This window comes from Streptomyces sp. NPDC055103 (assembly GCF_053607625.1).
Map to the genome: position 1 here is coordinate 117119 of NZ_JBSGTX010000008.1, position 24646 is coordinate 141764.

General features: G+C 72.5%; 20 protein-coding genes and 1 pseudogene. 11 read left to right on the forward strand and 10 right to left on the reverse strand.

Features of this window, described 5'->3' with window-relative positions; genetic code table 11:
- Positions 1-161 precede the first annotated feature (161 nt).
- Together ACWFR1_RS08105 and ACWFR1_RS08110 are read right to left on the reverse strand one after the other, a co-directional pair.
- Complete coding sequence (locus tag ACWFR1_RS08105; protein WP_453547849.1) at positions 162-1751, reverse strand: glycoside hydrolase family 53 protein; 1590 nt, start codon at positions 1749-1751, stop codon at positions 162-164.
- A 213-nt stretch (positions 1752-1964) separates the two neighbouring features.
- Entirely contained in the window at positions 1965-3998 is a 2034-nt protein-coding gene (locus tag ACWFR1_RS08110; RefSeq protein WP_453547851.1) for a beta-galactosidase, read from the reverse strand.
- 207 nt (positions 3999-4205) lie between these two features.
- Between ACWFR1_RS08110 and ACWFR1_RS08115 the strand changes: the two genes are divergently transcribed.
- Complete coding sequence (locus ACWFR1_RS08115) at positions 4206-5522, forward strand: ABC transporter substrate-binding protein (protein ID WP_453547853.1); 1317 nt, start codon at positions 4206-4208, stop codon at positions 5520-5522.
- 46 nt (positions 5523-5568) lie between these two features.
- On the opposite strand, the pseudogene ACWFR1_RS08120 reads toward ACWFR1_RS08115, so the two are convergent.
- Positions 5569-6098 (reverse strand): annotated as a pseudogene (locus tag ACWFR1_RS08120) (zinc ribbon domain-containing protein).
- Between the two features lie 144 nt (positions 6099-6242).
- Here ACWFR1_RS08120 and ACWFR1_RS08125 point away from each other — a divergent pair.
- The 5 genes from ACWFR1_RS08125 to ACWFR1_RS08145 all read left to right on the forward strand — a co-directional run bounded on the left by ACWFR1_RS08125 (position 6243) and on the right by ACWFR1_RS08145 (position 10983).
- A complete protein-coding gene (locus ACWFR1_RS08125; RefSeq protein ID WP_453547855.1) occupies positions 6243-7175 on the forward strand; it encodes a carbohydrate ABC transporter permease in 933 nt (310 codons plus the stop codon).
- A complete protein-coding gene (locus ACWFR1_RS08130) occupies positions 7172-8110 on the forward strand; it encodes a carbohydrate ABC transporter permease (protein WP_453547857.1) in 939 nt (312 codons plus the stop codon). Before ACWFR1_RS08125 ends, ACWFR1_RS08130 begins: the two co-directional genes overlap by 4 nt.
- A 30-nt stretch (positions 8111-8140) precedes the next feature.
- The gene (locus tag ACWFR1_RS08135; RefSeq protein ID WP_453547859.1) at positions 8141-9166 is read left to right on the forward strand and encodes a LacI family DNA-binding transcriptional regulator; all 1026 of its coding nucleotides are present in this window, start codon (positions 8141-8143) and stop codon (positions 9164-9166) included.
- Positions 9167-9409: 243 nt separating this feature from the next.
- Complete coding sequence (locus ACWFR1_RS08140; RefSeq protein WP_453547861.1) at positions 9410-9742, forward strand: L-rhamnose mutarotase; 333 nt, start codon at positions 9410-9412, stop codon at positions 9740-9742.
- 95 nt (positions 9743-9837) lie between these two features.
- Positions 9838-10983, forward strand: coding sequence for a LacI family DNA-binding transcriptional regulator (locus tag ACWFR1_RS08145; protein WP_453547863.1), 1146 nt, complete (start codon positions 9838-9840; stop codon positions 10981-10983).
- Between the two features lie 14 nt (positions 10984-10997).
- Here the strand turns inward: ACWFR1_RS08145 and xylA are convergent, their stop codons facing one another.
- The gene (xylA, locus tag ACWFR1_RS08150; RefSeq protein ID WP_453547866.1) at positions 10998-12167 is read right to left on the reverse strand and encodes a xylose isomerase; all 1170 of its coding nucleotides are present in this window, start codon (positions 12165-12167) and stop codon (positions 10998-11000) included.
- Between the two features lie 206 nt (positions 12168-12373).
- Here xylA and xylB point away from each other — a divergent pair, with 206 nt between their 5' ends.
- Together xylB and ACWFR1_RS08160 are read left to right on the forward strand one after the other, a co-directional pair.
- Positions 12374-13924: a xylulokinase gene (xylB, locus tag ACWFR1_RS08155; protein WP_453547868.1), complete on the forward strand. Its 1551-nt coding sequence runs from the start codon at positions 12374-12376 to the stop codon at positions 13922-13924.
- An 80-nt stretch (positions 13925-14004) separates the two neighbouring features.
- Positions 14005-14235: a hypothetical protein gene (locus tag ACWFR1_RS08160; protein ID WP_453547870.1), complete on the forward strand. Its 231-nt coding sequence runs from the start codon at positions 14005-14007 to the stop codon at positions 14233-14235.
- 67 nt (positions 14236-14302) lie between these two features.
- Here the strand turns inward: ACWFR1_RS08160 and ACWFR1_RS08165 are convergent, their stop codons facing one another.
- On the reverse strand, positions 14303-15634 hold the full coding sequence (locus ACWFR1_RS08165) for an outer membrane protein assembly factor BamB family protein (protein ID WP_453547872.1): 1332 nt from the start codon (positions 15632-15634) through the stop codon (positions 14303-14305).
- A gap of 239 nt (positions 15635-15873) precedes the next feature.
- On the opposite strand from ACWFR1_RS08165, the gene ACWFR1_RS08170 reads away from it, so the two are divergent.
- Positions 15874-16260 (forward strand): VOC family protein, encoded by a 387-nt coding sequence (locus ACWFR1_RS08170; protein ID WP_453547874.1) that lies wholly within the window; start codon positions 15874-15876, stop codon positions 16258-16260.
- Positions 16261-16328: 68 nt separating this feature from the next.
- Here ACWFR1_RS08170 and ACWFR1_RS08175 read toward each other — a convergent pair whose 3' ends face one another.
- Both ACWFR1_RS08175 and ACWFR1_RS08180 read right to left on the reverse strand, forming a co-directional pair.
- Positions 16329-16991, reverse strand: a complete 663-nt coding sequence (locus tag ACWFR1_RS08175) for a response regulator (RefSeq protein ID WP_453547876.1) — start codon at positions 16989-16991, stop codon at positions 16329-16331.
- Positions 16966-18138: a sensor histidine kinase gene (locus ACWFR1_RS08180; protein ID WP_453547878.1), complete on the reverse strand. Its 1173-nt coding sequence runs from the start codon at positions 18136-18138 to the stop codon at positions 16966-16968. The genes ACWFR1_RS08175 and ACWFR1_RS08180 overlap by 26 nt, the downstream gene beginning before the upstream one ends.
- 175 nt (positions 18139-18313) lie before the next feature.
- On the opposite strand from ACWFR1_RS08180, the gene ACWFR1_RS08185 reads away from it, so the two are divergent.
- Entirely contained in the window at positions 18314-20599 is a 2286-nt protein-coding gene (locus ACWFR1_RS08185) for an MMPL family transporter (protein WP_453547880.1), read from the forward strand.
- Positions 20600-20878: 279 nt separating this feature from the next.
- On the opposite strand, the gene ACWFR1_RS08190 is transcribed toward ACWFR1_RS08185, so the two are convergent.
- From ACWFR1_RS08190 to ACWFR1_RS08200, 3 genes are all read right to left on the reverse strand, one after another.
- Positions 20879-21754 (reverse strand): GNAT family N-acetyltransferase, encoded by an 876-nt coding sequence (locus tag ACWFR1_RS08190; protein WP_453547882.1) that lies wholly within the window; start codon positions 21752-21754, stop codon positions 20879-20881.
- Between the two features lie 86 nt (positions 21755-21840).
- Positions 21841-22767 (reverse strand): ketopantoate reductase family protein, encoded by a 927-nt coding sequence (locus tag ACWFR1_RS08195; RefSeq protein WP_453547884.1) that lies wholly within the window; start codon positions 22765-22767, stop codon positions 21841-21843.
- Entirely contained in the window at positions 22764-23333 is a 570-nt protein-coding gene (locus ACWFR1_RS08200) for a winged helix-turn-helix transcriptional regulator (RefSeq protein WP_453547886.1), read from the reverse strand. The genes ACWFR1_RS08195 and ACWFR1_RS08200 overlap by 4 nt, the downstream gene beginning before the upstream one ends.
- Before the next feature lie 90 nt (positions 23334-23423).
- On the opposite strand from ACWFR1_RS08200, the gene ACWFR1_RS08205 reads away from it, so the two are divergent.
- Positions 23424-24641 carry an ROK family protein gene (locus ACWFR1_RS08205; protein ID WP_453547889.1) on the forward strand — a complete coding sequence of 406 codons (1218 nt, stop codon included), beginning with the start codon at positions 23424-23426 and terminating at the stop codon, positions 24639-24641.
- Positions 24642-24646 lie beyond the last annotated feature (5 nt).

Consider the following 24646-nt stretch of genomic DNA (forward strand, 5'->3'; position numbering starts at 1 on the left):
CGGCGGCGGCCGCCCCTGGCGCGGGGGGGCGGGGGGGGGCCCCCGGGGCCCCACCCCGGCGGGGCGCGGGGCCGCGGCCCCGCCCGCGTTGGGGTCGGGGGCCGGGCTGGCGGGGGGGGGGGGCCCGTGAACGGGCCCGCCCCTTCCGCCGGTTGGCGTGATCAGCGGTGTGCGAGCCAGCTCGCCGCCGGGAGCAGCTTGTCGTCGTAGCCGAACAGGGCCTGGTTCTCCCAGCCGTTGCCCGAGGAGGAGTCGGCGGGGTCCCAGCCGTTGCCCGCGACGGCCGTCCAGGTGGGCTCCCAGTAGACGACCCCGAGCCCGCGGCCGTTCGGCACGGCCTCGACGACGTTCATGATGTCCCGCAGCCAGGCCGACTGGCCCGCGCTGCTCGCCGGGTACCCGGACACCAGCTCGCTCGACAGGTCGATGATGTTCTCGTGGGAGTCCTCGCTGTCGAGGCGGAACGGGTAGGCGGTCTCGACGACCATGACCTTCTTGCCGTAACGGGCCGAGATGTCGTCGAGGTTGGTCTGGAGCGCGGACAGCGCGCCGTGCCAGTAGCCGTAGAAGGACAGGGCGATGACGTCGTAACTCACGCCCTGCGCGGTCGCGTTGTCGAACCACGTCCGGTAGAGGGCGTTGTCGCCGCCGTTCGCGAGGTGGAGGGCGATCTGCGTGTTCGACGAGACGGCCTTGGCCGCGTTGATACCGGACTTGAGCAGCCCGCCGAGCTGTGACCAGTTGGACGTCGAGCCCTCCGGCCAGAGCATCCCGGTGTTGATCTCGTTGCCGATCTGCACCATGTCGGCCGTGGTGCCCTGCGCCTTCAGGGCGTTGAGCACGTCGTAGGTGTGGTTGTAGACGTCCGTGGTGAGCTGGGAGTACGAGTGGCCTGCCCAGGCAGCGGGCTTGCTCTGGGCGCCCGGGTCGGCCCAGATGTCCGAGTAGTGGAAGTCGACGAGGAGCTTCATGCCCTGCGCCTTGATCTTCTGGGCGGTGGCGAGGACGCGCGCCTTGTTGTTGTAGCCGTCGGCCGGGTTCACCCACACCTTGAGGCGGCCGTACGTGGCGCCCGCGTTCTTGAGGATCGCGACCGGGTCGCCGGTGGCGCCGGCGGCGGTCCGGTAGGTTCCGCCGAGGTCCTCGCTCTTCTTGAGCGTGGACAGGTCGACGCCCCTGACCGCGAGTCCGGTCGTGCCCGAGGCGAAGGTGAGGTCGTCGACGTTCAGCCAGTTCCCTGCCCTGGCATCGGAGTTGACGCTGACGGTGCAGGCGCCGCCGGTGACCTTCACGGAGGTGACGAGCCGTATCCAGGCGCCGTTGGACGTCACCGGCAGGTCGGTGCGCTGCTCGGCGGAGCCGCAGTTGCGCAGGGCCAGGTAGGCGGCGTTCTGGCCGCCGCCGGAGCGGACCCAGGCGCTGAGCGTGTACGTGCCGTCGGTGAGCCCGGAGAGGTACTGGTACGTCTCCACCTTGTAGGCGGACGCCGACCAGTGGCTGAGGCGGTAGCCGCCGCTGTGGCCCCCGGCCTCGGTGAAGGAGGCGGCGTTCTGGCCGGCGGCCGAGTAGGTGGACCAGCCGGCGGGCGTGGCGGTCCCGGTGGCGCCGCTCTCGAACCCGGCGTTGGTGAGGGTGGCGGCGGCCTCGGCCCGAGGCGCGGCAGGCAGCGGAGCGAGGAGCAGGGCTCCCAGCGCCGCGGCGACGGCGGCGGCGCGCAGGCGGATGCGGCTTCTGACGGTGGTGGGGTGCATCGTCGAGTCCCTTCGACGGTGGCCGATGTGAGGTGTGGTGCGGGTGGTTCCTTACGGGTGGTGCAGCTCACCCGGGGGCGGCGCAGCGGGGCGCTGCCGCCCCCGGGGAGATCGGGGGTCCGGCCAGAAGCCAGAAGCCAGAAGCCGGAAGCCGGAAGCCGGAAGCCAGGAGGCGGAAGGCAGAAGGCAGGGGCCGGAGGGGGAGCGGTGCGGTCAGGCGTCCAGGCGGACGACCGCGACGGCACCGGCCGGGACGGTGAGCTTCCCGTCGACCGGCGTGCCGCCGAGGAGCTCCGTACCGGGGCCGTCCAGCGGCACCACGGCGTCCTCGGCGGAGTGGTTGAGCGCGAAGAGGTACCGCTGCCCGCCGTCCCCGGCGCGGCGCACGACCTCCACATCGCGCGGGAGCGCGGCGTGCGCGGCCCGGGCCGGGACTCCGGCGTCCTCGGCGGCGGCGGCGACGATCGCGTCGAGCGAGGCCGCGTCGAGCCGGGTGGAGACGTACCAGGCGGTGCCCCGGCCGAGCCGGTGCCGGGTGACCGCGGGCCCGCCGGCGGCCGGCCCGTCGGCGTACGACCACACGGTCTCGGCGCCGCACGGCCGGACGAACTCCGTCCAGACGTCGCCGGTGAGCGAGGCGCCGTCCGGCCCCGTGATCCGTACGCGCTGCTCGTCTAGGAGCGGGGACCACTCCTCGACCGTGAGGCCGAGGACGTCCCGCAGGGCGCCCGGGTAGGCGCCGGGGTGCACGGCGTCGTGTTCGTCGACGATGCCGGAGAAGTACGAGACGACGAGCGTGCCGCCGTTCTCGACGTACTCGCGGAGGTTCTGCCCGGCGGCCTCGGTCATCAGGTAGAGCGCGGGCACGACGACCAGCGGGTACGCGGAGAGGTCGGACTCGGGGTGCGCGAAGTCGACCGTGAGGTGCCGGTCGTAGAGGGTCTCGTAGAAGCTGTCGGCGCGCTCGCGGGCGTCGTGCGCCGCGTTCGGCCGCCACTCCAGGTTCTGCGCCCACCAGGAGTGCCAGTCCCAGAGCACGGCGACGTCCGGGACCGTCCGGGTGCCGCGCACCTCCTCCAGGGCCTCGAGGCCGGCCCCGAGGGCGACGACCTCACGCCAGACCCGAGTGTCGGTGCCGCCGTGCGGGACCATCGCGGAGTGGAACTTCTCGGCGCCGCGCCGGGACTGGCGCCACTGGAAGAACATGGCGCCCTCGGAGCCGCGGGCGACGTGGGCGAGGGAGTTGCGGGCCATCTCGCCGGGGCGCTTGGCGGGGTTGCGGGCCTGCCAGTTCACGCCGGACGTGGAGTGCTCCAGGAGCAGCCAGGGCGCGCCGCCCGCGACGGAGCGGGTGAGGTCGGCGGCCATGGCGAGGTTGACATGGGTGCGGCGGCCGTCGGTCATCAGGTAGTGGTCGTTGGTGACGAGGTCGACCTCGCGGCCCCAGGCCCAGTAGTCGATCGAGTCGCACTGGCTGAGGGCGGTCATGAAGTTGGTGGTGACGGGGACGCCGGGGGCGAGCCCGTGCAGGATGTCCCGTTCCGTCCGGAAGTTCTCCCGGATGGTGGTGTCGGCGAAGCGGCGGTAGTCGAGCTGCTGGGCCGGGTTGCCGACGGTCGGGGTGACCCGGGGCGGGTCGATCTCCTCGTACGAGCCGTAGCGCTGCCCCCAGAAGGCGGTGCCCCAGGCCTCGTTCACGGCCTCGACCGAGCCGTACGTCCGGTCCAGCCAGTGGCGGAAGTAGGCGGCGCAGTTGTCGCAGTAGCAGGCGCTGACGGGCACGCCGTACTCGTTGTGGACGTGCCAGAGCGCGAGCGCCGGGTGGCTGCCGTAGCGGCGGGCCAGCTCGGTGGTGATGCCGGCGGCGGCCGCGCGGTAGGCGGACGAGCTGTGACAGATCGCCCCGCGCGAACCGTACGAGTAGCGCACGCCCTCGGCGGTGACGGGCAGTGCCTCGGGGTGGGCGCGGTAGAACCAGGCGGGCGGTGCCACGGTGGGCGTGCCCAGGTCGACCCGGATGCCGTGCGCGTGCAGCAGGTCGAGGAGCCGGTCGAGCCAGCCGAAGTCGTACCGGCCCCGCTCGGGTTCCAGGAGCGCCCAGGAGAAGATGCCGACGCTCACCATGGTGACGCCGGCCTCGCGCATCAGCCGAACGTCCTCCTGCCAGACGCTTTCCGGCCACTGCTCGGGGTTGTAGTCCCCGCCGAACGCGAGCCGGTGCAGGCCCTTGGGAGTGGTCTGCGGCATGAGTCTCTCCTGAAGCGTCGGAAGATAAAAGCTTTGTTCATTTGGGAACGTGCACACACATGATCTCGATGTGACAACGCAACATAACCGCACACGAACAACCATTGACAAGTGTCCGGAACGTTTCTCTACTGTGAACGCTCACAGATGCATGGTCGGCCTCTCCGTCTGCGAGAGAGGCCCCTTTCGGTCAGGGAGAAGTACCCCATGCCCCACATCACGCGCCGCAGCCTCGCCGCCGCCATCGCCGTCCTCCTCGGCGCCACCGCGCTCACCGCCTGCGGTTCCTCCGACTCCGGCTCGGACTCCGGCGGCGAGGGCTCCGGCCCGGTCTCGCTCACCTACTGGGCCTGGGCGCCCGGCATGGACAAGGTCGCGGCCCTCTGGAACGCCAAGCACCCCGACATCAAGGTCACCGTGCAGAAGCAGGCGTCCGGCGACGACCTCGTCACCAAGATCATCACCGCGGCGAAGGCCCACAAGGCGCCCGACCTGGTGCAGGCCGAGTACCAGGCCCTGCCGACGCTCGTCAGCAACGACGCCCTCGCCGACATCGCCCAGGACGTCCAGGGCGTCAAGGACAAGTTCGCCCCCGGCATCTGGCAGCAGACCACCTTCGGCGGCGAGGCCGTCTACGCCCTGCCGCAGGACTCCGGGCCGCTGATGTTCTTCTACCGCGAGGACCTGTTCAAGCAGTACGGCCTGACCGTCCCCACCACCTGGGACGAGTTCGCCGAGACCGCCCGCGCCGTCAAGAAGAAGGCACCGAAGAAGTCCCTGACCACCTTCTCCGCCAACGACGCGGGCCTCTTCGCCGGCCTCTCCCAGCAGGCCGGCGCCAAGTGGTGGACCTTCGAGGGCGACACCTGGAAGGTCGGCATCGACGACGCCGCCACCAAGAAGGTCGGCGACTTCTGGGGCGGCCTGGTCGCCGAGGGCGCCATCGACAACCAGCCCATGTACACCCCCGCCTGGAACAAGGCCCTCAACACCGGCGAGCAGATCGCCTGGGTCAGCGCCGTCTGGGCCCCCGGCACCCTCACCACCGCCGCCCCCGACACCAAGGGCAAGTGGGCCATGGCCCCCCTCCCGCAGTGGAACAAGGGCGAGAACACCACCGGCAGCTGGGGCGGCTCCTCCACCGCCGTCACCACCGACTCGAAGCACAAGGCCGCCGCCGCCCGGTTCGCCACCTGGCTGAACACCGACCCCGAGGCCCTCGCCGCCCTCGTCAAGGAGAGCGGCATCTACCCCGCGGCCACCGCCGCCCAGACCAGCGGCGCCCTCGCCAAGGCCCCCGACTACTTCGCCAACCAGCCCGACTTCTACACCCGCGCCGCCGAGATAGCGAAGACCACCGCCCCCGCCGCCTGGGGCCCCAACGTGAACGTCGCCTACACCTCCTTCAAGGACCAGTTCGGCAAGGCCGCCAAGGCCAGGAGCGGCTTCGCCGAAGCCCTCACCGCGATGCGGGACGCCACCGTCGCCGACCTGGAGAAGCAGGGCTTCGAGGTCGCCAATTGACTCCTTCCCCTCGTGAACGAGGGGAAGGAGTCAATTGGCCTGCCACCTAGCAGGCGGCAGGTCTTACAAGATCGACACCAGCCGGGTTGAGACCAGCCCGGACGAGCATCACGCGGGCGGAGTTCTTGTCCCTGGGGGACACCGCTCCGCACGCGGTGCACGTGAAGGTTCTCTCGGAAAGGGGAAGTGCGTGCTTGGCTCTCGCTCCGCACCGTGCGCAGTCCATGGTGGTATGCGCGGGGTGGACCGGTTGAACGGCCCGGCCGTGCTTTCGTGCCATTTCGAGAAGTCCCGGATGGTCTGCTGCTGAGGTACCGAGGAACCCTCCCGCAGCCAGGCCGTCGACCGGCGTGCTTCGGTCAGCAACTTGTCCAGCTGCGCCGGACCGCAGGTCGTGTCCTCCCCCGCCGTCCGGTTGAGGGCATGGACCTTGCGGGACATGGCCACGCAGTCATTCCATACCCACCGACACCGCGCCCACTCGCCCTCCAGAGCCGTACGCGCAGTGGACGAGACCCGCAGCCGGTACGTGTACCGGGCGTGCCCGCCTCCGTCCACCCCCGCCGTCGTCGTCATACAGATCAAGCTAACGGCCACCACTGACAACGGAAGAATGCACAGGTCACCACAGATGCGCAGCAGACTCCGCCACTACGCGGTTCCGCCTCAAGTCCCCATTCCTCCCCGGCCCGACGGCCCGGGCCTCCGGGGAGACGGCCAGTGACGCAGCCCCCCCAGGGCGTGCGCCGGTCGTACGGGGTCAAAGCGGCCCCGTATGGCTTCCTCCTGCCCGCCGCCATTCTCTTCGCGCTCTTCTTCGCCCTGCCCATCGGCTACGCGGTCCGGCTCAGCTTCCACAAGATCGAGATCAAGGGCCTCGGCCTCGGCAAGGGCGCCAAGTCCGAGGTCTGGGCGGGCCTGGACAACTACACCTCCGCCCTCACCGACCCCGAACTGCTCGCGAGCGCCCTGCGCGTCCTCGGCTACGGCGCCGTCGTCGTCCCCGTCATGCTCGGCCTCGCCCTCTTCTTCGCGCTCCTGCTCGACTCCGAGCGCGTCCGCGCCCGCTCCTTCGCCCGGCTCGCGATCTTCCTCCCGTACGCCGTCCCCGGCGTCATCGCGGCCGTCCTCTGGGGCTTCCTCTACCTCCCCGACGTCAGCCCCTTCCACTACCTCCTCGACAAGGCCGGCCTCCCGCAGCCCGACCTCATGGACGGCGGACCGCTCTACCTCGCGATGGCCAACATCGCCGTCTGGGGCGGCACCGGCTTCAACATGATCGTCATCTACACCGCGCTGCGCGCCCTGCCCACCGAGGTGTACGAGGCGGCCAAGCTCGACGGCTGCTCCGAGCTCCAGATCGCGCTCCGCATCAAGATCCCGATGGTGGTGCCCTCGCTGGTGCTCACCTTCTTCTTCTCGATCATCGCGACCCTCCAGGTCTTCAACGAGCCCATGACGCTCAAGCCGCTCACCAACGGCATCCCCTCCACCTGGAGCCCCCTGATGAAGGTCTACAGCGACGCCTTCACCGGCGGGAACATCCACGCCGCATCGGCCACCGCCGTCGTGCTCGCCTTCGCCACCTTCGCGCTGTCCTTCGCGCTCCTCAGGATCTCCAACCGCCGCACCACACAAGGAGCAGGCCGATGACCGGGCTCGCCTCCCCGAAGCTCCGCAAGGCGGCCCCCGCGGCCGGCAGCACCCCCGGCACCTCCCAGGGCCCGCCCCCCGCCTCCGCCGCGGGAACCCCCGGCCCCCGCCGCACCGCCCTGCTGCCGACGGCCGCCCTCGTCCTCGGCGCGCTCTACTGCCTGCTGCCCGTCGCCTGGGTCCTCGTCGCCGCCACCAAGGCCGACGACGAACTCTTCTCCACCTTCACGTTCCTGCCCGGCAGCGGCCTCGGCGACAACATCGGCGACCTCACCGGCTACCGCGACGGCATCTACTGGCGCTGGATGGCCAACTCGGTGCTGTACGCGGGCCTCGGCGGGATCCTGTCCACCGTGGTCTCCGCGTTCGCCGGCTTCGCCCTCGCCGTCTACCGCTTCCGCGGCCGCGAGGCGTTCTTCAACATCATGCTCGCGGGCGTCCTCATGCCCCCGGTCATCCTCGCCATCCCGCAGTACCTGCTCATGGCCGAGGCCGACCTGACGGACACGTACGTCTCCGTCCTGCTGCCGCTCGTCCTCTCCCCGTACGGCGTCTACCTCGGCCGCATCTACGCCGAGGCCGCCGTCCCGATGGAGCTCGTCGAGGCGGCCCGCGTGGACGGCGCGGGCGAGTGGCGGATCTTCCTCAGGATCGCCGTCCCGATGATGGCCCCGGGCCTGGTGACGATCTTCCTCTTCCAGTTCGTCGCCATCTGGAACAACTTCCTCCTGCCGTTCATCATGCTCGGCGACGACGAGAAGTTCCCCATGACCGTAGGCCTGTTCACCCTTCTCAAGCAGGGCGCCAGCCAACCCGCCCTCTACACCCTGGTCATCACGGGAGCGCTGCTGGCCGTCGTCCCGCTGATCGCCCTGTTCCTTCTCATCCAGCGCTTCTGGAGCCTCGATCTGCTCTCCGGCGCCGTAAAGTCCTGAACCGCAGGGGATCGAGGGGAAACACACAGCATGAGCACAGCAGCGGCAAGGCGCCGCCCGGCGACCATCCACGACGTGGCCCGCGAGGCCGGCGTCTCGCGCGGCACCGTCTCCCGTGTCCTCAACGGCGGCCACTACGTCAGCCCGTCGGCGAAGGCCGCCGTCGACGCGGCGATCCGCAGAACGGGATACGTCGTCAACCGGCACGCCCGCTCGCTGATCACCGGCAAGTCCGACTCGGTCGCCTTCCTCCTCACCGAGCCGCAGGAGCGCTTCTTCGAGGACCCCAACTTCAACGTCCTGCTGCGCGCCTGCACCCAGGCACTCGCCGCCCAGGACATCCCGCTCCTCCTGATGATCGCGGGCACCGAGGACGAACGCCGCCGCAACCTCCGCTACATCGAGGCCGGCCACGTCGACGGTGTCCTCCTCGTCTCCAGCCACTCCGGCGAACCCGTCGTGGCCCGGCTGCACGAGGCCGGCGTGCCCGTCGTCGCCTGCGGCAAGCCGCTCGGCCAGACCGCCAGGATCGGCTACGTCGCCGCCGACGACCGCGAAGGCGCCCGCGACATGGTGCGCCACCTGTACGCCTCCGGGCGCCGCCGCATCGCCACCGTCACCGGTCCGCTCGACACCCCGGGCGGCGTCGAGCGCCTCGCCGGCTACCGCGAGACGCTCGCCGAGGTCGGACTGCCGGTCGACGAGACGCTCGTCGCCACCGGTGACTACAGCCGGGCGAGCGGCGAGGACGCGGCCGTCGCCCTCCTGGAGCGCGCCCCCGACACCGACGCGATCTTCGTGGCCTCCGACCTGATGGCGCAGGGCGTCCTCGACGCCCTCGCCCGCGCGGGCCGGCGGGTCCCCGAGGACATCGCGGTCGGCGGCTTCGACGACTCCCCGGCGGCCGTGTCCAGCCGCCCCTCGCTCACCACCATCCGCCAGCCCTGGGACCGGATCAGCACCGAGATGGTGCGGACGCTCCTGGCTCGGATAGCGGGCGAGGAGCCGGCGACGGTCATCCTGCCCACGGAGCTCGTCCGCCGGGAATCGGCGTAACGGAACCCTTGCGAGGAGCGGCCGGTCCCTGACGGGGGACCGGCCGCTCCTTCGTCATGTCAGGGCCCGGGGCCACGATCTGGGCGGTGACATGCGACCATGAGGTGAATCGATTCACTTCACCGGGGAGGTCCGGCCACCAGATGGGGAGCGGTCAAGACTCTTGACCGTGATCATGTCGACGCCCTAGCGTCGCGTCCTGCTGCATGGAAATGAAACATTTCAGTCGAACGAAGGGGCCGGATGTCCACGCATGAGCGGCGGGTCTGCTTCCTGCTGAAGGTCCGGGCCGAGCGGATCGAGGAGTACCGCGAGCGGCACCGGCACGTCTGGGCCGACATGCTCGCCGCGCTCTCCGCCGCCGGCTGGCACAACTACTCCCTCTTCCTGCGCGAGGACGGCCTGCTCGTCGGCTATCTGGAGACCCCGGACTTCGACCGGGCGCTCGCCGCGATGGAGGCGGCGGAGGTCAACGCCCGCTGGCAGGCGGAGATGGCGGAGTTCTTCGAGGACCTCGACGGGCGCGCCCCGGACGCCGCGATGCGCCCGCTGACCGAGGTCTTCCACCTGGCGTGAAGGGGACGGATCCGGGGGCCGCATAGGATGAAACGCGGGGCGGAAGCCCACCCGGACCGGGTGGCGGCAGGGGCAGGACGGACCAGGTGGGACGGATGACGGACACCGCGCGGACGGTCGGGAACGCCGGCGACGAGGCAGACGACGACGCCGACAGCACGGCAGGCGCCGACGGCGGCGCCAAGTCCGGCGTCAAGACAGGCACCAACGCCGGCGGCAGCAACGTCGGCATCAAGGACGTGGCCCGCGAGGCGGGAGTATCCGTCGGCACCGTCTCCAACGTGATCAACCAGCCCGACCGGGTGTCGCCCGCGACGCTCCAGCACGTGCGGCGGGTCATCGCCCGCCTCGGCTACGTCCGCAGCGAGTCCGCCCGGCAACTGCGCGCGGGCCGCAGCCGGATCATGGCGCTGCTCGTGCTCGACATGGGCAATCCGTTCTTCGTCGACATCGCCCGCGGCGCCGAGCGCACCGCCCGGGCCGCCGGCCTCGGCGTCATGGTCTGCAACAGCGACCAGAACCCCGGCGACGAGGCCGACTACCTCTCCCTCTTCGCCGAGCAGCGCGTCCGCGGCGTCCTCGTCACCCCCGCCGACCCCACCGGCGCGAACCTGCGGGACTTCCGCCGCCACGGCATCCCCTCCGTGCTCGTCGACCGGGTCGCGGGCGAGGACGGCGAGGGTGACGGCTGCTCGGTCTCCGTCGACGACGTCGTCGGCGGCTCCCTCGCGATCCGCCACCTCGCGGCGGCGGGACACCGCTCCTTCGCGTACGTCAGCGGCCCGCCCCACCTCCAGCAGATCCGCGACCGCCGCGAGGGAGCCCTCCTCGCGCTCGCGGAGGCCGGGCTGCCCGCCGCGGCCCTCCGGGAACTCCCGGCCGAGCGCCTCGACGTGGCCTCCGGCCGCGACGCGGGCGCCCGCCTCCTCGGCCTCGCCGACCGGCCGACCGCCGTCTTCTGCGCCAACGACCTGCTGGCCCTCGGTGTGCTCCAGGCGCTGTACGCGGCCGGGGTCCGGGTCCCGGAGGACATGGCCATCGTCGGCTACGACGACATCGAGTTCGCGGCGGCCGCGACCGTACCCCTGACCTCTGTACGGCAGCCCGCGCTCACGCTCGGGGCGAAGGCCGCCGAGCTGCTCCTGGAGGAGACCGGCGAGCGGGCGGACGAGCACCGGCACGAGCACGTGGTGCTCCAGCCGGAGCTGGTCGTCCGGCGCTCCTCGCTCGCCTGGCGCTGACCTCACGGAGTGGCTCAGCGGACGCCGATGAGGTGCTCCAGGGCCAGCTGGTCGAGGTGCTCGAAGGCCATGGAGCGGGCGGCGGCCGCGTCCGGGTCGAACGTCTCGTACGCCGTGGGGTCGGCGAGCAGCGCGGCGAGGCCGTCGGCGGCCGTGGGCACGGCGAGCTCGGGCAGCCGGGAGGCGGCGAGGGCGGCGACGACGTCCGGATCGGCGCGGAAGGCCGCCGCCCGCTCCTTGAGGACGAGGTAGTTGCGCATGCAGTTCTTCGCGGACTCCCAGACCCCGTCGTAACCGTCCGTGCGGACCGGCTTGAAGTCGAAGTGGCGCGGCCCCGCGTAACCGGCCGTCTCCAGCAGGTCCACCAGCCAGAACGCCTGGCGCAGATCGCCCGCGCCGAAGCGGAAGTCCTGGTCGTACTTGATGCCGGACTGGCCGTTGAGGTCGATGTGGAAGAGCTTGCCCGCCCACAGGGCCTGGGCGATGCCGTGCGGGAAGTTGAGCCCGGCCATCTGCTCGTGACCCGTCTCGGGGTTCACCCCGACGAGCTCGGGGCGCTCCAGACGCTCGATGAAGGCGAGGGCGTGGCCGATGGTGGGCAGCAGGATGTCACCGCGCGGCTCGTTCGGCTTGGGCTCGATCGCGAAGCGCAGGTCGTAGCCCTGCTCGGTGACGTACTCGCCGAGGAGGTCGAAGGCCTCCTTCATCCGGTCGAGCGCGACCCGCACGTCCTTGGCGGCGCCGGACTCGGCGCCCTCGCGGCCGCCCCAGGCCACGTACACGGTCGCGCCGAGTTCGACGGCGAGGTCGATGTTCCGGAGGGTCTTGCGCAGGGCGAAGCGGCGTACGTCCCGGTCGTTGGCGGTGAAGGCGCCGTCCTTGAAGACCGGGTGGGTGAAGAGGTTGGTCGTCGCCATCGGGACCGCGAGTCCGGTCCGCTCCAGCGCGGCGCGGAACCGCTTGACGGCCGTCTCGCGCTCGCTCTCCGACGCGCCGAAGGGGATGAGGTCGTCGTCGTGGAAGGTGATGCCGTACGTGCCGAGGGCGGCGAGCCGCTCGACGGCCTCGACCGGGTCGAGGGCCGGGCGGGTGGCCTCGCCGAAGGGGTCGCGGCCCTGCCAGCCGACGGTCCAGAGGCCGAAGGTGAAGCGGTCCTCGGGGGTGGGGGAGAAAAGCTCCGGCATGGTGGGTCCTTCCCTTGCTCTGGGGATTTGTTATCTGAGATAACTAATACGGGATGAGGGTGCCGCGGCGCCAGACCCGCTCCCGGAGCAATGGGTGAGAACCCAGATCTGCCGAACCCAGATCTGCCGAACCCGGAACCGCCGAACGCAGAACCGCCGAACCGAGAACCGCCGAACCCAGAACCCGGACACGGGACGCGAGAGAGATGAGAGGTGAGGGCGTGCGCGCCAACCGCTCCGTCGTGATCGGCGTGGACAGCTCCACGCAGTCCACCAAGGCCGTCGTCGTCGACGCCGGGACCGGCGAGCTCCTCGCCGTCGGCCGCGCCCCCCACACCGTCAGCGGCACCGGGGGAGCGCGGGAGAGCGACCCCGAGGAGTGGTGGACCGCCCTCGGTACGGCCGTCCGCGCGGCGGTACGCGAGGCGGGCGTCCCGGCCGCCTCCGTCACCGGCATCGCGGTCGCCGGACAGCAGCACGGCCTGGTCGCCCTCGGCGCCGACGGCCGGCCCCTGCGTCCCGCGCTGCTCTGGAACGACACGCGCTCGGCGCCGCAGGCGGCCGCCCTCGCCGCCGGCCTCGGCGGACCGAAGTCCTGGCTGGAGCGCACCGGTTCGGTGCCGGTCGCCTCGATGACCGCCGCGAAGTGGCAGTGGCTGCGCGAGCGTGAACCGGCCGTCGCCGCGGCGACGACAGGCGTCCGCCTCCCGCACGACTACCTCACGGAACGCCTCACGGGCCACGCGGTCACGGACCCCGGAGACGCCTCGGGCACGTGCTGGTACGGCCCGGGGGCGGGCACCTCAGACGCATCGTCCACCACTGACGTCACCGCTGACACCGCCGTTACAGCCGGCTCCTACGACCGGGAGATCCTGGACCTCCTGGGCCTCGCCCCCTCCCTGCTGCCCGCCGTCGCCCCTTCCGGCGCCACCCGCGTCGGCACCCTCGCCGCGGCCGCCGCGGAGGCCCTCGGGCTGCCCCGCACCGTCGTCGTCGCCGCCGGCAGCGGCGACAACATGGCCGCCGCCGTAGGGCTCGGCCTCGGCGCGGCGGGCCTGCTCGACCACCCGGTGGTCAGCCTCGGCACCTCCGGCACGGTCTTCGCGGCCACCCGCGCCCGGCCGGCCGACCCGGGGCTGGCCGGGTTCGCCGCCACCGACGGCACGTACCTCCCCCTGGGCTGCACCCTCAACTGCACGCTCGCCGTCGACCGGTTCGCCACGCTCCTGGGCCTCGACCGGGAGGACGCCGTACCGGGCGGAGAGGTCGTCGTGCTCCCGTACCTCGACGGCGAGCGCACCCCCGATCTGCCGCACGCCGCCGGACTCGTCACCGGACTGCGCCACGCCACCGACCCGCGCGCGATCCTCGGCGCCGCCTACGAAGGCGCGGCCTTCACCCTCCTGCGCGCCCTCGACGAACTCCTCACCGCCTGCGGCCTCGACCTGACGGATCCCGCGGTACGGGACCGGCCGCTGCGCCTGATCGGGGGCGGGGCGCGCGGCAGGATGTGGACCGATACCGTACGCAGGCTCTCCGGGCGGCCCCTCGTCGTCCCCGCCGCCGAGGAACTCGTCGCGCTCGGCGCGGCGGCCCTCGCCGGGGGAGCCGTCACCGGCGGCGATCCCGTGGCCCTGGCCACCGCCTGGGGCACGGGCTCGGGCGAGATCCTGCCACCGCTCACGCGCTCCACGGAGACCTGGGAGCGGATCGCCGGAGTCCTCGCGACGGCGAGCCCGGCCCTGCTGCGCTGAGCTCACCCTTCTCCTCGCCCTTCCCGGGACGGGAACGGGTCGTGCGGGTTACCGTGGCCGAAACGACGGGGGGAGGCACCGTGGTCGCAGTACTGATCCTTTTCGGCGTTCTCGGCGGCATCGGGGTGCTGCTGACGTTCACGCTGATGCGGCGTGGCGGCAGCCGCACGGAAACGGTCGAGGGGCTGCTCATGGAGGAGCAGGCACTGCGTCAGGCCCGCAAGGACCGGGTGTCCTTCGGTACCGACGCGGTCATGAACTCCCAGCTCACCGCGAGCGACACGTACACCCGCCGGGAAGGCCGCCGCTGAGGCGGTGTGCGCACGCCTCGCGCCCGCATCCGGAGCGACGCGAGGGTGACGGTGGTGCGGCGGCGCGTCAGCGGCGTTCGTAGACGGTGAAGGGCCTGGACCCCGTCTCGTGGGCGTCGTAGCGGGCGACGACGAGCCGGCCCTGGTGCGTGAAGATCCTGTCCACGGGACCGACACCGTCCGGCAGGTCGCGGATCTCGCGCTGCTCGCCCGTGGCCGGATCGAGGACACGGACGCGGTAGGGGTTCTTGCGGTGCGAGGTGAGGACGGTGAGCTTCCCGTTCTGGACAAGGAGGCTGTACCCGCTGTCGCCGTCGAGGCGGTCGTCGTCGGGGGTGCCGCCCCAGGCGGGGGCGCCGGTAGCCAGGTCGAAGGCGGTCAGGTGGAAGCGGCTGTCACGGGACCTCTTCGTCGGGGGTTCGGGCATGGTGTAGAGCCTGCGGTCGTCCGCCGCCGCCATGGTGAAACTGTTGCGGTAGTCGATCTCGCCGTACGGGCCGCTGAATTCGATCGGAGGGTTCGGGCGGCCGTCCCGGCCGAAGGAGAAGTACGCCCCCCGCTCGCCGTCCTCGGAGGCGGCCACGACCACCGGATCGGCCGACACGAACTCCGTGAAGTCGTCGTGGCCGACGGGGCGCCGGCCCCCGAGCGGGGCGGACCAGCGGAGCGCGCCGGTGGCCGGGTCGAAGGCGGCGGTGTGCAGTTCGGCGTCCTGCGCGATCTTGTCGTCCCCGGTACGGTCCTCGCCGCCGCAGGCGAGGAAGGCGGAGATCTGACGCTCGGCCGCCGCGGTCCGGCCCGGGACGCAGTCCATCGGCAGGGCCGCCTTCCAGCGGGGCTTCCCGGTGCGCACGTCCACGGCGCGCAGCCCGTCCTGCTGGAGGAGCACGGCGACGCCGCCGCCGGCGGACACCGAGTAGTCCTGGAGGCGGCGCTGCTCGGGCTCGCTGAGCGGGGCCCGCCAGAGCTCGCGGCCGTCCTTCATGTCGATGCCGACGGCAGTGGTGCAGGACGTGTCCTTGGCCGGGGACGCGGCGCCGTCCCCGTCGTGGACGAGGACCAGGACCGAGCGGGCGGTGTCGGCCGTGGCGTGGCAGACCGACGAGCGGCCGGGCGGCACGTACTCCCAGCTCCGTCGGCCGGTGGCGGCGTGGAAGCCGGTCACCGCGTCGAAGCGGCTGCGGACCAGCGTGTCGCCGGACAGCCAGGCTCCCGTCCCCTGCGGTTCGGCCTTGCGGTCGGCGGGGGTGTCCCAGGCGACGCCCATGGTCTCGTTCCCCCACCCGAAGAGACCGCATCCGGTGGTGAGCCAGCAGAGGGCGACCAGGGCCGCCCCCGTCGCCAGGGGGCGCCGCCCGCTCCGTCTGCCGGACGGTATGTCGTTCACCCGCGTGGTCATGTCCGCTCCCCGAGTCCTTCGCCGTCAACGGTCCACGTGAGTTCCCGTGTTGCTCAGCGGCGATCATCATAGAGAGCCGTCCGCCCGGCCAGGCGCGGATCGCTTCCGAGCGGACCCGCTGACGCGGGCGTCCTGATGTCAAGCCGGCCGGACACTTGATCGCCGGCTCCGCGAACAGCATGATCATCTGAATCCACGAGATCAGACGTACACGCAACTCCGGAAGGGTGATCCCCCACATGCGAGTCAAAGCCTTCGACCACCTGGTACTCAACGTCACCGACGTCGACAGGGCGCTCGAGTTCTACACCGGCGCGCTGGGCCTGACGCCCGAGCGCGTAGAGGAGTGGCGGGCCGGCAAGGTTCCCTTCCCGTCGGTGCGCATCGACGAGGGCACGGTCATCGACCTCTTCTCGCGCCCGCGAGGAGAGTCCAACGTCGACCACATCTGCCTGGTCGTGGACCCCCTGGATTGGCAGGAGATCATCGACGCGGGCACGTTCGACGTCCTCGAGGGCCCCGTCCCGCGCTGGGGCGCGCGCGGCTCGGCCCAGTCGGTCTACGTGAAGGACCCGGACGGCAACACGGTCGAACTGCGCTGGTACCCGCAGGACGCCGACGCCTAGGGCGCGTATCGCGTCGTGATCGTCGGGTCGTCCTGGAGAGGTCCTTGATCCAGATCGTCGAGGCGGGCTCAGGCTCCGGGGAGGATGCGGCGCGTTTCGTAGGCCCACATCGCGATCTCGACCCTGTTGCGGGCGCCGAGTTTGGCCATCAGGCTGGCCAGGTGCGTCTTCACCGTGCTGAGGCTGATGTGCAGCGCATCGGCGATCTCGGTGTTGGTCAGCCCGCGAGCGACGGCGAGCAGCACCTGCTCCTCGCGGGCGGTGACGGGGGAGACCGGCTGGACCACGGGCCGGCCGGCGGGCAGGTCCGCGAAGGCCTGGAGCAGACGGACGGTGACGCTGGGCGCGATGAGCGCCTCACCGCCGGAAGCCGACCGTACGGCCTGGGCCAGAAGGTCCGGTCCCGTGTCCTTGAGGAGGAATCCGCGGGCGCCGGCACGCAGCGCGCCGTAGACGAACTCGTCGAGGTCGAACGTGGTGATGACGACCACGGCCAGCGGGTCGGCGACGCCCGGGCCGGCGACCAGCCGGGTGGCCGCGAGCCCGTCGAGTACGGGCATGCGGATGTCGAACAGACAGACGTCGGGGTGCAGTTCGCGGGCCAGACGTACCGCCTCACGCCCGTCGGCCGCCTCGCCGACCACCTCGATGCCGGGCTGGGCGTTCAGCATGATCCGCAACCCGGTGCGGATGATCGCCTGGTCGTCAGCGATGAGGACGCGAATGGACACGGCTCTCGCTCCTCGCTCTCGGCAGTTCGGCGTCGACATGCCAGCCCCGGTCGGTACCCGGGCCGGCTCGTAGTGTGCCGCCGAGCAGCGTCGCTCGCTCGTGCAATCCGGTAAGTCCGTATCCGTCGCGACCCCGGCCGGTGCGCCGGCCGTCGTCGCGCACGCTCACCCGCACCATGTGCCGTTCCGCGGCGACCCGGACGACGACCTCGGTCGCGTCGACCGCATGGCGCAGCGCGTTGGTCACCGACTCCTGCACGATCCGGTAGACGGCCGCGTCCACGGCCGGGGGCAGCGCGCCCAGTTCGCCGTCGAGCCGCAGGTCGACCCTGAGGCGACCACCAGGAGTGCGCACCAGGCGCTCCAGATCCGCGACTCCCGCAGGCGGAGCCAGCTCGGCGCCGACCCCGCGGTCGCGCAGCGTGGCGACCATGGCGCGCATCTCCTCCAGCGTGCGCGCCCCTTCCTCCTCGACCCCCTCCAGCGCCTCGACGGCGGCGGACGGGTCGGTGCCCGCGAGCACCCGGCCCGCCTGGGCGATGATCACCATGGCCGACACGTGGTGGGCCACCGTGTCGTGCAGTTCGCGGGCGAGCTGCACGCGCTCGCGGGAGCGCACCTGCTCCAACTGCCGCTCGCGAGCGGTCACACGGAACCGCACGGCAGCCCCGACCACGCCGGGCAGCAGCAGGAAGACGAAGCCCACGACCTTTTCCACGACCGGGGACCCGTCCGTGACGACACACAGCGCGCCGACCGGGAGGATCACCGCGCCGCCCAGCACGATCTCCCGTCCCGATCCCCACCGGAGCAGCGCGTACACCAGCACGAGCACGACCGCGCCGGTGTACAGGCCGACGGGCTCGGGCGGTGCGGCGACGAGCGAGGCCACCGGAAGCAGGACCACCGAGCCGAAGGCAAGCGTCACCATCGCCAGCGGGTGGGTCCGGCGCCACAGGAGCAGCAGGCACAGCCATACGGCGAGCACCACCGCCGCCGGCCGCCACACGACGTTCTCGCGCAGGGTGGCCTCCAGTGCCGCACCGGCAAGGCCCGCGGCGAGCAGCGCCCAGTCCCGCCGCACCCGGGCGGGCGCGTCGGGCGGCCGGGGTTCGGTCCACAGGGTTCGCAGGTCGTCTCGGAGCACGGTTCTCAGCCTAGGGACCACGGCGTGCCGCGCATCGGCCGAAAGGACGGGTCGTCACTCCGCCCCAGGGCCGACGGATCCGCGGCCCGCGGGCCGATGCCGCGGAGCGCCGCGGCGACGAGCCTCGGTATCGGCGGCCGTACAAGGACGGCCGACCAGGTGGTTGGAGGACCCGATGCTCTCGAAAGCCCTGCTGCGCCTGGGCGCAAGCGCCGCCCGCCATCCCTGGCGGGTGATCGCGACATGGCTGATCGCCGCCACGCTCGCCGTCCTCGCCGCCGTCGCCTTCGGCGGGCGGACCGCGGACTCGCTGACCGCTCCGGGACTGGACTCCCAACAGGCCGCTGAACTGATCGAGCGGGCAGGCACCGGCCAGGAGGGGATGACCGCCCACGTGGTCGTCACCCCCCTCGACGACGGTGCGACGTTCTTCGACGACGACGACGACGACGACGACGGCGCGCGCACCGCTCTCACCCGGCTGCGGGCCGAGGTGAAGCGGCTGCCGCACGTGCTCGGCACGAGCGACCCGGCGGGGGCGCTCGACGCGGGCGGGGACACCGCCGTGCGCGGCGGCCTCGTCTCGGCCGACGGGCGGATCGCGGTCGTCCGGGTGCAGTACCCCGACCAGAGCCGGCTGTCGGCCGAAGACCTCGACGCCCTCGTCGATCTCGGCGACCGGCTGCGCCCCGAGCTGCCGCTGCGCATCGAGATGGGCGGGAACCTCTTCTACGCCTTCTCCGACGCCGACGGCGGCGTGAGCGAGCTGATCGGCCTCCTCGCCGCGGCCGCGATCCTGTTCCTGGCGTTCGGTTCGCTCGTCGCCGCCGCGCTGCCGATCGGCATGGCGGTCTTCGGGCTGACCGTCGGGGTCGCCACGATGACGGTACTGGCGGGGGTGACGGAGGTCCCCACCTTCGCACCGGTCCTGGGCAGCATGGTCGGGCTCGGAGTGGGCATCGACTACGCGCTGTTCGTGCTCGCCAGGCACCGGGAGTACCTCGCGTGCGGGCTCGATCCGCAGGCGGCGGCCGGACGAGCGGTGGCGACGGCGGGGCGGCCGGTGGTCTTCGCCGGCGGCACCGTCGTCGTGTCGATCCTCGGCCTGGCGGTCGCGAACGTGCCGTTCATGACGGTGGGCGGGTTTGCCGTCTCGATCGTCGTCCTGACGATGGTGCTCGCGTCGGTGACGCTGCTGCCGGCCTTCCTCGGCGCGGCGGGCCCGCGCCTGGCCCGGGCCGGCCGGATCGGCCGGGCTCTGCGGTCCAGGAAGCCGGCCCGTCTCGCAGGGCGGCGGGACCCGGCGGCAGGTGCCGCCCACGCCGCCGGGTGGCGTCGCTGGATCGGGCACGTCAGCCGGCACCCGGTGGCGTACGCGGTCGGCGCCGCGGCGCTGCTGCTGACGGCGACGCTGCCTGTGTTCGGCCTGCGCGTCGGCCTGCCCGACGACGGCTCACTGCCCCACAGCCGTACCGAGCGCCGGGCCTACGACCTCGTCGCCGAGGGATTCGGCCCGGGCACCAACGGTCCCCTCGTCATCGTCGCGGACCCCACCGGTGATCCGGGAGTGCTGGACCGGCTCGTCGGGGCGGTCGCGGCGGATCCGGGCATCGCGTCCGTCGCGCCGACGCACATCGATCGGGCCACCGGCATCGCGACCCTCGTGGTGTTCCCGACCACCAGCCCGCAGGACAAGGCCACGGCCGACACCATCGCCCGGCTGCGCACCGACGTGCTGCCCACGGCGATCGGGCCCGGCCCGGCCAGGGCCCACGTCGGCGGCGCCGCCGCGAGCCTGTCCGATGTGGGCCGACGCACCAGCCAGCGCCTGCCGGTGATCGTCGCCGCCGTGCTGGCGATGTCGTTCCTGCTGCTGATGCTGGTCTTCCGCTCGATACTCGTACCGCTCAAGGCGGTACTGCTGAATCTGCTGAGCATCGGCGCGGCCTACGGCATCATGGTCGCGGTCTTCCAGTGGGGCTGGGGAGGCGCATTCATCGGGCTGGAAGCGACGGTTCCGATCGTGTCGTTCATCCCGGCGTTCCTCTTCGCCATCCTGTTCGGCCTCTCGATGGACTACGAGGTGTTCCTCCTCTCCCGCGTACGCGAGGAGTACCTCCGCACCGGCGACAACGGCACGGCGATCGTCGAGGGCGTCTCGGGCACCGCCCGGATCATCACCTCGGCCGCCCTCATCATGGTGTCGGTCTTCCTGTCCTTCGCCGTCGCCGAGGACCCCTCCACCAAGATGTTCGGGCTCGGCCTGGCCACCGCGATCTTCATCGACGCCACGGTCGTACGCATGGTGCTGGTACCGGCGACCATGACACTCCTCGGCCGGGCCAACTGGTGGCTGCCGAAGTGGCTGGACCGGATGCTTCCCCGCGGCTCGGTCGGCACCGACGACACCGACACGGAATCCACGGGGCCCCGGCCCGTCGTCACGAGTACGGGGACCTGACGGTACGGAAGTTCGCCAGGCAGGCCGCGCCGGCGGCGAGCAGCGCGGGAGTAGACGGACGCGGCCGCACAGGCGGCGACCGCCGCCGCTCGGCCCAGCAGGTGTACCGGCCAGGGCCGCGGCCGGCCCGGGAGCGCCATCGCCGCGACGGACGCCGCGGCGGCCAGCGCACCGATGGCGCATGCCGCGGAGAGGCCGAGGCTCACGATCATCATCGGCGCCGCCACCGGAAGGCCCGCCGACTCCTCGCCGGACCGCCGGCCGGCGTCACGGCGTGGCTCATCGCTCCTCCGCGCCCCGGTACTTGTCCCGGACCTGGGGGAGTCGCCGGAAGCCGCCCGACTCGTAGGTCGCCACGGCAGCGGCGTTGGAGGCCGGGGTGCAGACGAGGGCGGCCGACGCGCCCATTTCCCGGAGGGCGGCCGCCGCGGCGAGGGTGATCGACTCGCCGTGGCCCCGGCGGCGGTGGTCGCGGTGCACGCCCATCGGTTCGAGCAGTCCCGGTCGGCCAGGGCCCGCCGACCACACCGTCACCGCCGCCACCGCGTCGCCCCGGTCGTCGTACGCGAGCAGCGACCGCGCGTCGGCGAACGGCGATCCGGACGCCATCGCGTGCCAGCCCTCGTCCGTGAACCTCGCCCCCTCGAACGCCGCCCGGATGACGGCGGCGAACTCCCGCGCCCGCTCCGGCCCGACCACCTCGATCCGTACCCCCGGGTCGTCCACCGGCTCCGTGAGGTCGCGTCGCAGCGGCGTCCACGGTTCGTCGACGCCCCAGCCGGCCTCGGACAGCAGATCCTGGACCAGCGCGTCCATCGGCGCCTCGATGTTCGCCTTCCCCCGGGGCAGCACACCGCGCTCCGGGTCGTTCACGTCGTCGACCAGTCGCCGCGCCAACTCCTCGTCCTGCCCGGCGTCGGGCGCGATCGTCAGCCGCAGCAGCCCCGGACCGTCGAGCAGCCCGACGGCGAGGATCCGGCCGTCGCGGCTCCATGTCCTGACCGCCGCGGCCGTCGCCTCCGCGCCCGTCCGCCAGAACCAGCCCACGTCCCCCGGATGCAACTGCGTCGGAGCCCCGTCGTGCTGCCACTCGCGCAGGACGCCCACGGCCTCGCCCAGCCCGTCGACTCCCGGCTTCCCCGTCTCTATCGTCACGTCCCCGATCAGACACCACCGCACCGGCGGTTCGCACCCCAGTTTGCGCGGAGGGGACATCGGCCGACCCGAGCGGCCCGACACGCCTATGACACTGCCGTCACCCGGCGCTGGTGCACCCGCAGGTGGAGCGTCGCCAGGTCGAGCAGCGGGGTCGCCACACCGAAGGCACGCGCACGCTCGGTCAGGTCGCCGAAGAGGTGCTCGACCTCGGTCGGCCGCCCCGCCGCCAGATCGCGGTACAGGGACGGCACCATCGGCGAGCCGGCCGCGGACACCACGGCCAGCGTCGCCGCCCGCTCCGCCTCCGGTACGGGGTGACCCGCCGCGGCGGCGACCGCGGCGGCCTCGCCGAGGACCGCCGGGCCGAGGGCGGGGCCGCCCGGGGTGTCGTACACGTCGCCGACCGTGCCGCGCATCAGGCTCGTCACGGCGCCGAAGGTCGTGATGAACACCCACTTGTGCCACATCGCGGTCAGGATCCGCTCCGGCACCGGCGCCTCGATCCCCGACGCGTCGAGCACGGCCCGGATCCTCTCCACGCGCGGGGAGACCGTCCCGTCCTGCTCGCCGAACGCCAGATGGGCGAGCGGGGCCAGCCTGCGGATGTCGCCGGATTCGTCGAGGGTCGTGACCACCTTGGCCACCCCGCCGAGGACGGCGGACGCGCCGAAGCGGGCGTTGAGGACGTCGAGGTGGGCGAGGCCGTTGAGGAGCGGGACGATCGCGGTGTCCGGGCCGACGGCCGGCGCGATGTCCTCGACGGCCCGGTCGAGCCCGGTGGACTTCACCGAGAGCAGGACGAGGTCGTACGGGCCGGTCAGCTCGTCGGCCGTGACGAGCGGAGGCGTGAGGATCCACTGCTCGCCGGGAGCGACGACCTGCAGCCCGCGCTCGCGCAGCGCGGCGGCGCGGGCCGGACGGACCAGGAAGGTGACGTCCTGTCCGGACCGGGCGAGCAGGGCGCCGAAGTAGCCACCGGTGGCGCCGGCGCCGACGACCAGGATCTTCATCGTTGGGGACCTCTCGTGGGGCGCCGCTGGGGCGCGGTGGTGAGCAGAGGGGTGAGCAGCTGGTGCGGGCGGGCGAGCGCCGCCGTCACCGGGTCGGCGTTCTCGGCCGGGGGCGGCAGCCCCGGGCCGGGGGTCACCAGGACGTCGGCGACCGGTACGTCCGTGCCGCACCCGGTGCACCGGCCGTCGGCGTCGATCGGGGCCTCGTCGCCGACGTGCCGGAACACGCGGCGCGGGCCGCCGTCCGCCGCGTAGAACTCCTCGCCCCAGGCGGTGAGCGCGCGCACGGCCGGCCAGAGGGCGATCCCCTTGGGCGTCAGGACGTAGACCTCGCGGCGGCCGGTGCCCGTCTCGGGGCGGCGCTCCAGGACGCCGGCCCCGACGAGCGTGGCGAGCCGGTCCGTGAGGACGGCCCGGGGGACCGTCAGATGCGCCGCGAACTCCCCGAACCTGCGGACCCCGTAGAAGGCGTCGCGCAGGACGAGCAGCGTCCAGCGCTCGCCGACGATCTCCATCGAGCGGGAGAGGGCGCAGGTCTGGCCGCGGTAGTCGCGCGGAAGCGTCATGGGGAGACTCTAACCCGGAAAATCGTCGAAGGGTTCGGTCACCGAACTGTTTTTCGGTGGGCGAAAGAGGCGGCTAGGCTCTCGCTCACCATGAACCAGCCCACAGAACCCAAGGCCGACAAGTCGGGCGTGCGTCGGCACAACCTGAGCCTGGTCCTGCGGACCGTCCACGAGGCGGGCGAGACGACCCGGGCCGTCGTCGCCTCCCGTGTCGGACTCACCCGGCCCGCCGTCTCCTCGCTGGTCGAGCAACTCCTCGACCTCGGCCTCCTCGTCGAGTCGGGCAAGACGTTCAGCGGCCAGGCGGGGCGGCCCGGCACCGTACTGAAACCGGCGGACACCGGGCCCGCGGGACTCGGCGTCGAGATCAACATCGACTACGTGACGGCCTGCGTCGTCGACCTGACGGGCAGCGACCGCGTCCGCCGCACCGAGCGCCTCGACAACCGCGCGGCCGGCGCCGCCGAGGTCCTGGACCGCGCCGCCCGCATCGCCGCGGAGGCGCTCGACGCGGCGGCCGCCCGGGGGCTGGTCCCGGCCGGAGCCGGGCTCGCCCTCCCGGGGCTCGTCACCGGCGGGACCGTCCGACAGGCGCCCAACCTCGGCTGGAACGAGGTCGACGCCGAACGCCTCTTCGGCGAGGCCCTCGCCGCGCGGCGCCCCGGCACCGGCGGACCGGCCGGCCTCGCGCTGACCTCCGACAACGAGGCCAACATGGCGGCCCTCGCCGAGCTGTGGTTCGGCGCCCTCGGTGACCTCCGCACCTTCCTCCACCTGACCGGCGAGATCGGCGTCGGCGGCGCGATCGTCGTCCACGGCGAACTCCTGCGCGGCGCGCACGGCTTCGCCGGCGAGATCGGGCACCTGGTCGTCGACGCCGAAGGACCCCGCTGCCGCTGCGGATCGCGCGGCTGCCTGGAGCAGTACGCGGGCCAGGCGGCGCTGCTGCGGGCCGCGGCGGCCTCCGACGTCGCGGAGCTCGTACGCCGTGCCGAGACGGAGGACCCGCGCGCCCTCGCCGCGCTCGCCGAGGCGGGCCGCATGCTCGGCCGCGCGCTGTCAGGTGCCGTGAACCTCCTCGACCCCGAGGCCGTCGTCCTCGGCGGCATCTACCCGCACCTGATGCCCTGGCTCGCCCCGGCCGTCGCGGAGGAGCTCTCCGCCCGTGTCGTCTCCGGCCTCTGGACCCCGGAGGCGGGCCGCCTCCGCGCGTCCGACCCGGCGGCCGACGCCGCCCGAGGCGCGGCGGCCCTCGTCCTGCACGACGTCCTGACCGACCCGCTCGCCTACGCCACGACGGGCGCCTGACCACC

Excerpts from the sequence above, each read along its gene's own strand:
- ACWFR1_RS08105 (WP_453547849.1), bottom strand. The coding sequence starts at position 1,751 with ATGCACCCCACCACCGTCAGAAGCCGCATCCGCCTGCGCGCCGCCGCC.
- xylB (WP_453547868.1), top strand. The coding sequence starts at position 12,374 with ATGAGAGGTGAGGGCGTGCGCGCCAACCGCTCCGTCGTGATCGGCGTG.
- ACWFR1_RS08130 (WP_453547857.1), top strand. The coding sequence starts at position 7,172 with ATGACCGGGCTCGCCTCCCCGAAGCTCCGCAAGGCGGCCCCCGCGGCC.
- ACWFR1_RS08140 (WP_453547861.1), top strand. The coding sequence starts at position 9,410 with ATGTCCACGCATGAGCGGCGGGTCTGCTTCCTGCTGAAGGTCCGGGCC.
- ACWFR1_RS08200 (WP_453547886.1), bottom strand. The coding sequence starts at position 23,333 with ATGACGCTTCCGCGCGACTACCGCGGCCAGACCTGCGCCCTCTCCCGC.
- ACWFR1_RS08185 (WP_453547880.1), top strand. The coding sequence starts at position 18,314 with ATGCTCTCGAAAGCCCTGCTGCGCCTGGGCGCAAGCGCCGCCCGCCAT.
- ACWFR1_RS08145 (WP_453547863.1), top strand. The coding sequence starts at position 9,838 with ATGACGGACACCGCGCGGACGGTCGGGAACGCCGGCGACGAGGCAGAC.
- ACWFR1_RS08170 (WP_453547874.1), top strand. The coding sequence starts at position 15,874 with ATGCGAGTCAAAGCCTTCGACCACCTGGTACTCAACGTCACCGACGTC.
- ACWFR1_RS08165 (WP_453547872.1), bottom strand. The coding sequence starts at position 15,634 with ATGACCACGCGGGTGAACGACATACCGTCCGGCAGACGGAGCGGGCGG.
- ACWFR1_RS08115 (WP_453547853.1), top strand. The coding sequence starts at position 4,206 with ATGCCCCACATCACGCGCCGCAGCCTCGCCGCCGCCATCGCCGTCCTC.
- ACWFR1_RS08135 (WP_453547859.1), top strand. The coding sequence starts at position 8,141 with ATGAGCACAGCAGCGGCAAGGCGCCGCCCGGCGACCATCCACGACGTG.
- xylA (WP_453547866.1), bottom strand. The coding sequence starts at position 12,167 with ATGCCGGAGCTTTTCTCCCCCACCCCCGAGGACCGCTTCACCTTCGGC.
- ACWFR1_RS08110 (WP_453547851.1), bottom strand. The coding sequence starts at position 3,998 with ATGCCGCAGACCACTCCCAAGGGCCTGCACCGGCTCGCGTTCGGCGGG.
- ACWFR1_RS08205 (WP_453547889.1), top strand. The coding sequence starts at position 23,424 with ATGAACCAGCCCACAGAACCCAAGGCCGACAAGTCGGGCGTGCGTCGG.
- ACWFR1_RS08195 (WP_453547884.1), bottom strand. The coding sequence starts at position 22,767 with ATGAAGATCCTGGTCGTCGGCGCCGGCGCCACCGGTGGCTACTTCGGC.